The following is a 4,508-nucleotide window of genomic DNA, read 5'->3' on the forward strand; positions in this document are numbered from 1 at the left end:
ATTTGAATCGAATCCTACTCTTCTTAACCGGACAGCAGTGGGCTTGACCCGGGGGTGACGACGTTGGAGAGAAAGTGTCCCCCTGTTGCTCTACGACGCGGTGGCGCCGCCGTCGATGACCATGGTCTGGCCGGTCATGAAGGCGCCGGCGGGGCTTGCGAGGAAAACCGCTGCGCCGGCGATTTCGTCGGGCATGCCGATGCGCTTCAGGGGCGCGCCGGCGGTGGAGCGTTCGAGGATTTCGGGATTGTCCCAGAGGGCTTTTGCGAAATAGGTCTTGATGAGGCCCGGCGCGATGCAGTTGACGCGGATATTCGAGGGTCCGTATTCGACCGCGAGGTTGCGGGCAAGCTGCATGTCGGCGGCCTTCGAGACGCAATAGGCGCCGAGGATCGGCGAGCCGCGCAGGCCGCCGATCGAAGAGACGATGGTGATGGAGCCCTCCTTGCGCGCGACCATCTGCGGCAGCACCATATGCGCCAGCCAGTGGTTCGACTTGATGTTGGCACCCATGATCTTGTCGAAGGCGTCGTCGGGCAGGTCCTTCGAGGGACCGAAATAGGGATTGACCGCCGCGTTGCAGACGAGGCTGTCGACCCTGCCCCATTTCTTCATCGTCGTGTCGACGAGACGCTGCAGGTCCGCCTTTTCGGAAATGTTGCAGGGGACGGCAATGGCGCTGTCCGAATATTTCGCGTTGATCTCGCCAGCGACCTTGTCGCAGGCATCGCCCTTGCGGCTGGAGACGACGACCTTGGCGCCGTGTTCGGCCATGCGGTGGACAATGGCCTCGCCGATGCCCTTGGTGGAGCCGGTGACGATGGCGACCTTGCCGGTGAGATCGAAGAGCGACATGAGGGGTTTCCTTTTCCGGTGCGGATCCTGCCCCGATTCCGGACAGGGTTTTTTTGCTGTTTTCGGTAGATATACCTAGTTCAAAGCCGTTCCCGCCGGGCGCGCGGTTTGATAGGGTTACGGCGACCAACGGGGTATGGGGTCTTTTACACCATCGCTCCCGGATTCCACAAAGCCCGCGCTCTCGACGCCGGCGGCGGGAAGACGGGCCGCCATCAACCGGACCAGGGCGCCCGCGTTCCGCGGAGAACGCCGCATCCACAGATCGGAGCCAGACCATGTTGTTGAAAAGATTCGCCGCGATCGCGATTGTCGCGACATTCGGCCTTGCCGCCTGCACGACGCAGGACCCCTATACCGGCGAACAGAAAACCAGCAAGACGACCTATGGCGCGCTTGGCGGCGCGGTGGTCGGCGCGCTTGCGGGCGGGCTGATCGGCAAGGGCGACGCCAAGGACCGGCGCGAACGGGCGCTGATCGGCGCGGGCGTCGGCGCGCTGGCCGGCGGCGGCATCGGCTATTACATGGACCAGCAGGAAAAGGAGCTGACGCAGCGCTTGCGCGCCTCGGGCGTCAGCGTGACGCGCGTCGGCAACGACATCATCCTCAACATGCCGGGCAATGTGACCTTCGCCACCAATTCGTCGGACATCAACGCGAAGTTCTACGAAGTGCTGAACTCGGTCGCGATCGTGCTGAAAGAATACGACAAGACGCTGATCGACGTGACGGGCCACACGGATTCGACGGGTTCGGACCAGTACAATCTCGAATTGTCGCAGAAGCGCGCGCAGAGCGTCGCGAGCTACCTGATCGGCCAGGGCCTCAACGGGCAGCGCTTCTATGTGCTCGGCGCCGGCGAAAGCCAGCCCATCGCCGACAACAACACGGCGGCCGGCCGCGAGCAGAACCGGCGCGTCGAAATCCGGCTGATGCCGCTGACCACGAGCTGATTTCGGTTTCATCCGTATAAGAAAGGCCCGGTGGAAGCACCGGGCCTTTTTTTGTTTTGGGGGAGCCCCCTCACCCTTCCCACCGACGCGGCTATCGCCGCATCGGCGGGCCCCTTCCCTCTCCCCGATGGGGAGAGGGAGGGAGCGGGCGTCAGCCCGCGGAAGGGTGAGGGGTCTACGGTGCGGTGAACTGCGTCAGGGGGTTGTAGGGCATGTCGGTGTTGCCGTAATCGATGCCGACAAGTGTAAGGGCCGAGGTGACCTGCGAGCGGTGATGGGTGGCGTGGTTGAAAAGCTGCGCCCACCAGAAGCTGCGCGGGAGCTCGCGGCCCGACGGCATCACGATAATTTCGTCGAACCATGCGGGCTCCGCCTCTTCGCAGGTCATGCGCAGGCGGGCATCCATGCCGATGCGGGCGGCGCGGAGATTTTCGAATTCGGTTTCGACGCGGCGCTTCGGATCGAAAGCGGCGGGCGGCGGCGCGCCTTCGATGTAAGCAAAGAGATGCTTGTCGACCATCAGGATGTGGTCGAGCGTCGCCAGGATCGAGCCGAAGAACAGGCCGCGCGGACGCGTGACCTCGGCGGGCGCGAGGCCGGCGAGGAGGCCGTAGAGCTTTTCGTTCTGCCACTGGTTGTAGCGCGACAGTTCGATGGCGACAGGCGCGTAGCCGCTCACGACAAAAGCTTTTCGATTTCGCCGACAATCGCAGCATCGAGCGGGCCCGTCTTGCTGGGATAGATCGCGACCAGCTCGCCCGACGGGCCGATCAGATATTTGTGGAAGTTCCAGCGCGGGCGCGCATCCTCGCCGGCGACATCGCTCACCCAGAGATAGAAGGGATGGGCCTCGCCGCCCACGACCTGCTGCTTGACGGTGAGCGGGAAGGAGACCGAATAATTGACCTCGCAGAATTCGACGATCTCTTCCTCCGTGCCGGGCTCCTGGGCGCCGAAATCGTTGGACGGCACGCCGATAACGGTGAGCCCTCGCGCGCGGTAACGCTCCCAGAGGCCCTGCAGCTCGCGATATTGCGGCGTGAAGCCGCAACGGCTCGCCGTGTTGACGATCAGGACGGGCTTGCCGGCAAAACGCGACAGCGGCAGCGCCTCGCCCGTCACGGTCAGGAATTCGAAATCATGGGCGGACATGGCTTCCGGCATTTTGGCCTCCTCGCCTTTTCATTGCCGCTCATTATAGCATGGGCGCGCTTCATGTCGTCGGGGCCGAGGGAGAGAGTCGATGTGCGATACGCTGGTGGCGCGGCCGGGGACGACGGCGACGGGCGCGCTTCTTTTCGCCAAGAATTCCGACCGCGAGGCGAACGAGGCGCAATATCCGCTGTTCGTGCCGGCGGCGGCGCATGAGCCGGGGGCGGCGCTCGCCTGCACCTATATTTCGATCCCGCAAGTCGCCCGCACCCATGCCGTGCTGCTGTCCAAGCCGTTCTGGATGTGGGGCGCGGAGATGGGCGCCAACGCGCAAGGCGTCGTCATCGGCAACGAGGCGGTGCATGCGAAGATCGCGCCGCAGGCGGAACCGGCCCTGATCGGCATGGATTTGCTCAGGCTCGGGCTCGAACGCGGGGCGAGCGCGGAAGAAGCGCTCGATGTCATCACGACATTGCTCGAAGCGCATGGGCAAGGCGGGAACTGCGCCCATAAAGGCCGCTTCGAATATCACAACGCGTTCCTTATCGCCGATGCGAAGGGCGACGCCTTCGTGCTCGAAACGGTGGGGCGCGACTGGGCGGTGGAGCGCGTGCGCGACCGCCGCAGCATATCGAACAGCTACACGATCGGGGCGGATTTCGAGCGGCTGAGCGAAGGCGCCGAAGGGCTCGCCCGCGAACATGGACTTGCGCCGGCGGGCCAGGGTTTCGATTTCGCCGATGTCTTTGCCAACCGCCAGCGCTCGGCGCTGGCGAGCGGACATCAACGCTGGTGCCGGACGAGCGCCTTGCTGGGCGCGAAAACGGGCGGCATTTCAGCCCGCGAGATGATGCGGTTTCTGCGGGACCATGGCGCGCAGGCGGCACGGCGGCGCGACTGGCGGCCGGACGGCATTCTCGGCGGCGCGGTGTCGGCGCATGCGACTTACGGGCCGGTCCGGCGCTTCGGGCAGACGACGGCGTCATGGGTGGCTGAGCTTGGCGAAGGGCGGGCCGTTCACTGGCTGACCGCGACGGCGGCGCCCGATACCGGCATCTTCAAGCCGGTGTTTTTCGGGCCGGGCTTTTTCGGGCCGGGATGGGAGGACGCGGGGCTGCCCGATTTCGGACCGGCGCCGGGCGATGCGTTCAATGCGCGGACGCGCTGGTGGCAGCATGAAAGGCTGCACCGGGCGGTGCTCGGGAACTATCCGGAGAGGCTGGCGGCTTTCGCCGGGGAACGGGACCGGCTGGAGGCCTCGTTCCTGGCCCGGGTCGAGGCGCTTCTCCGGCGCGGCGGCGGCGCGGACGAGGCCGGGACGCTTTCGCGCGCGATCTGGCGGGAGGCGGATGCAGCCGAGGCGCGCTGGCTCGAAAAAGTGCTGCGTGTGCCGGAAAACCCGGCTTTCCGGCCCTCGCCCTTCATGGCGGCGCATTGGGGCAGTCTGGCAAGGCAGGCAAGGATGCGGGGGTGAGGGGCGCGGGCGCCGCCCAGCACGCCGCAAGGCCCCCTCACCCTTCCGCGGGCTTGCGCCCGCTCCCTCCCTCT

Annotated in this window: 5 protein-coding genes; 2 read left to right on the plus strand and 3 right to left on the minus strand. The window is 65.6% G+C overall.

All coding sequences use genetic code 11. From position 1 onward, the window contains the following. Positions 1-90: 90 nt before the first annotated feature. A complete protein-coding gene (locus tag WEB61_RS07380; protein ID WP_368063688.1) occupies positions 91-855 on the minus strand; it encodes an SDR family oxidoreductase in 765 nt (254 codons plus the stop codon). Between the two features lie 281 nt (positions 856-1,136). Here WEB61_RS07380 and WEB61_RS07385 point away from each other — a divergent pair, with 281 nt between their 5' ends. Next, positions 1,137-1,808 (plus strand): OmpA family protein, encoded by a 672-nt coding sequence (locus WEB61_RS07385; protein ID WP_368063692.1) that lies wholly within the window; start codon positions 1,137-1,139, stop codon positions 1,806-1,808. Between the two features lie 175 nt (positions 1,809-1,983). On the opposite strand, the gene WEB61_RS07390 is transcribed toward WEB61_RS07385, so the two are convergent. Further along, positions 1,984-2,487 carry a DinB family protein gene (locus WEB61_RS07390; RefSeq protein ID WP_368063689.1) on the minus strand — a complete coding sequence of 168 codons (504 nt, stop codon included), beginning with the start codon at positions 2,485-2,487 and terminating at the stop codon, positions 1,984-1,986. After that, positions 2,484-2,972, minus strand: coding sequence for a glutathione peroxidase (locus WEB61_RS07395; protein ID WP_368063690.1), 489 nt, complete (start codon positions 2,970-2,972; stop codon positions 2,484-2,486). The genes WEB61_RS07390 and WEB61_RS07395 overlap by 4 nt, the downstream gene beginning before the upstream one ends. A 79-nt stretch (positions 2,973-3,051) precedes the next feature. On the opposite strand from WEB61_RS07395, the gene WEB61_RS07400 reads away from it, so the two are divergent. Continuing rightward, complete coding sequence (locus WEB61_RS07400; RefSeq protein ID WP_368063691.1) at positions 3,052-4,434, plus strand: hypothetical protein; 1,383 nt, start codon at positions 3,052-3,054, stop codon at positions 4,432-4,434. Positions 4,435-4,508: the final 74 nt, after the last annotated feature.

It is taken from the genome of Parvibaculum sp., from assembly GCF_040882025.1.
Classification (GTDB): Bacteria; Pseudomonadota; Alphaproteobacteria; order Parvibaculales; family Parvibaculaceae; genus Parvibaculum.

Coding starts and splice junctions, on each gene's coding strand:
- WEB61_RS07380 (WP_368063688.1), bottom strand. CDS start 855: ATGTCGCTCTTCGATCTCACCGGCAAGGTCGCCATCGTCACCGGCTCC.
- WEB61_RS07395 (WP_368063690.1), bottom strand. CDS start 2,972: ATGCCGGAAGCCATGTCCGCCCATGATTTCGAATTCCTGACCGTGACG.
- WEB61_RS07400 (WP_368063691.1), top strand. CDS start 3,052: ATGTGCGATACGCTGGTGGCGCGGCCGGGGACGACGGCGACGGGCGCG.